We start from the raw sequence: 1081 nt of genomic DNA on the forward strand, positions 1-1081 counted from the left end.
TCTGAATGGGGAAACCCACTCATCATAAGATGAGTATCTTGCGCTGAATATATAGGCGTAAGAGGCGAACCAGGGGAACTGAAACATCTAAGTACCCTGAGGAAAAGAAATCAACCGAGATTCCCCTAGTAGCGGCGAGCGAACGGGGACCAGCCCTTAAGCATGTGACTGATTAGGCGAATGCGCTGGGAAGCGCGGCCATAGTGGGTGATAGCCCCGTAGTCGAAAATCTGATCATGTGAAATCGAGTAGGTCGGGGCACGAGAAACCTTGACTGAAGACGGGGGGACCATCCTCCAAGGCTAAATACTCCTGGCTGACCGATAGTGAACCAGTACCGTGAGGGAAAGGCGAAAAGAACCCCGGAGAGGGGAGTGAAATAGATCCTGAAACCGTGTGCGTACAAGCAGTAGGAGCAGACTTGTTCTGTGACTGCGTACCTTTTGTATAATGGGTCAGCGACTTATATTCAGTGGCGAGGTTAACCGTTTAGGGGAGCCGTAGGGAAACCGAGTCTTAACTGGGCGACACAGTCGCTGGATATAGACCCGAAACCGAGCGATCTATCCATGAGCAGGGTGAAGGTTGAGTAACATCAACTGGAGGCCCGAACCAGGATCTGTTGAAAAAGATTTGGATGACTTGTGGATCGGAGTGAAAGGCTAATCAAGCTCGGAGATAGCTGGTTCTCCTCGAAAGCTATTTAGGTAGCGCCTCACGTATCACCGCCGGGGGTAGAGCACTGTTTCGGCTAGGGGGTCATCCCGACTTACCAACCCGAGGCAAACTCCGAATACCGGTGAGTGCAAGCGTGGGAGACACACGGCGGGTGCTAACGTCCGTCGTGAAAAGGGAAACAACCCAGACCGTCAGCTAAGGTCCCGAAATCCTGGTTAAGTGGGAAACGATGTGGGAAGGCTCAGACAGCTAGGAGGTTGGCTTAGAAGCAGCCATCCTTTAAAGAAAGCGTAATAGCTCACTAGTCGAGTCGGCCTGCGCGGAAGATGTAACGGGGCTAAACCAGGTACCGAAGCTACGGGTTCACACTATGTGTGAGCGGTAGAGGAGCGTCGTGTAAGCC

General features: G+C 52.5%; 1 rRNA gene. It reads left to right on the top strand.

Features of this window, described 5'->3' with window-relative positions:
• Positions 1–1081 (top strand): 23S ribosomal RNA (locus K7H08_RS18315); the annotation flags it as partial.

The sequence above is a fragment of the Halomonas sp. IOP_6 genome (assembly GCF_021151565.1).
Classification (GTDB): Bacteria; Pseudomonadota; Gammaproteobacteria; order Pseudomonadales; family Halomonadaceae; genus Vreelandella; species Vreelandella alkaliphila.